The organism is Pseudomonas sp. GM18, assembly GCF_000282195.1.
Lineage (GTDB): Bacteria > Pseudomonadota > Gammaproteobacteria > Pseudomonadales > Pseudomonadaceae > Aquipseudomonas.
Map to the genome: position 1 here is coordinate 1 of NZ_AKJT01000057.1, position 1,470 is coordinate 1,470.

Consider the following 1,470-nt stretch of genomic DNA (forward strand, 5'->3'; position numbering starts at 1 on the left):
CGTAGGCGTTGTAGCTGAACCCACGCACGGCCCCGGTCGGCAACGTGATCTGAATCAGTCGGCCAACGGCGTCCCATTGGTACTGGGTGAGCGCACCGTGTTCGTCCTGACGGGTCGCCTGCCGCCCCAGCGCATCGTAGGCAAAGCGCCGCTGCCCACCGTCCGGCAAGGTCTCTTCGAGCAACTGCCCCAAGGCATTCCAGACGAATAGATGGCGACTGGTGTCCGGGTAGCGGATCGACAGCAACCGCCCCTGAGGGTCGTAGTGGTAATGGGTGACCTGACCGTCGGGATCAACCGCCTCGGTGACGTCCCCCTGAGCATTACGCCGATAGGTCCACACCGCCTGGCCGCGATAGCGCGCCTGCAGGAAACCGTTGCGATACTCGTAGGCCGTTGGTTCGTCTTCCGGTGGAATCAGCGCCACCAAGCGTCCGACGTCGTCGTAGCTGTATTCGGTGACGGCTCCGAGCGGATCCTGCTCGGCCACCAACCGGCCCTGCTCGTCGTAGGCCTTGAGCTGTTCGCCGCCGTCCAGTTCGACCCGGCGCACCAGCCGCGCCCGGTCGTCGTGGACGTAAACCTCTTCGCTGCCGTCGATGTTTCGGACGGTGACGCTGCCCTGGTCATCCCAGACATAGCGCGTGTCCATCTGCGCGAACGACGCCCAATGCCGCACGCAGCGTGCCGCCTTGCCGGACCGTTCCCACTCCCAGAAGAAACTCGCGCCACCGGCCAGTTGCCGCTGCAAAATTACGTGGTTGTCGTCGTAGTCGTAACGTTCGCTTTCGCCGGCGGCGTTGCTCGCCTCGATCAATTGATCGCGTTCGTCGTAGTGATAACTGACCAACGTCTGCTCGGTGTACCAGGCCTCGGCGAGGGTCTGGGCCGGGCGAAAACACTGGTAATCGACGGCGATCAGGTGAGCGCGGTCGTAACGCAACAGCAAGGCACGACCGGCACCGTTGTCGAGGCGTTGAATGCGATCCTGGCGGTCGCGGGTGATGCGCAGGCGGTTGTTGTAGGCGTCACTGATCGCCGTCAGCCGACCGTTGTGAAAGTGGTAAAACCGCGTGTCGTCGCCGGCCTGGGCGAGGATCAGTTCTTCGGGGTCGTCGCCGAGGTAAATCGCCGCGCGGGAGAGGCTGTTGTGGATCGCCGGGCGTTCGGCACTCGGCAGCGGGAACGTGGTGCGGCGGTTTTCGTGGTCGATCCAGATGACGGTGTCGCCCTCGATTTCCAGCCGATGAGCGAGCGAATGACTCCAGCCAAAGCCAAGACCGCTGTCGATCTCGGCGGCGCTGGTGCGGTAGAGCCGGGTGAAGGCAAACGGCAGCAGCCCATCCAGTGAACCGTCGGTGAGGGGCAGCAGTTCTTCGCCGGTGACCATCGACACCGGGCAGTTGTTGGTCGCGGTTTTGTCGACGGAATCGGCGCTGTCGCCGTTGGGGTTTATTGCCTGTTTCGACG

General features: G+C 63.7%; 1 protein-coding gene. It reads right to left on the bottom strand.

The window, feature by feature from the left end; all coding sequences use genetic code 11:
- Window positions 1–1,470, bottom strand: a 1,470-nt coding sequence (locus PMI21_RS11990; RefSeq protein WP_007939211.1) for a DUF6531 domain-containing protein, incomplete at both ends; no start/stop codon positions are given.